This window comes from Pseudoflavonifractor phocaeensis (genome assembly GCF_016901955.1).
Lineage (GTDB): Bacteria > Bacillota > Clostridia > Oscillospirales > Oscillospiraceae > Flavonifractor > Flavonifractor phocaeensis_A.
In genome coordinates this window covers 1-217 of record NZ_JACJLC010000277.1, presented here as the reverse complement: position 1 = coordinate 217, position 217 = coordinate 1, and the positions used below count along the sequence as shown (strand labels likewise).

General features: G+C 49.3%; 1 protein-coding gene. It reads right to left on the bottom strand.

All coding sequences use genetic code 11. From position 1 onward, the window contains the following. On the bottom strand, positions 1-217 hold a 217-nt coding region (locus H6B51_RS17505; protein WP_204884844.1), incomplete at both ends, for an IS110 family transposase.

Here is a 217-nt window from a genome sequence, read left to right as displayed (position 1 = left end):
GCAACAAGGTCGTGTTTGAAGATGTCGGCAATCCACTTGGCGTCCCGTTTGTCAGTTTTCTTACCTCGAATCGCTTTCACGTATTTCGGATGAGCAAGAACGATATTACAGGTGGGTTCCAGGATGTTGTAGATGGGAATCCAATACTTCCCTGTGGACTCCATACAGACATCCCGGCAGCCATTCTCAGCCAACCACGTTGCGCACCGATGCAAAT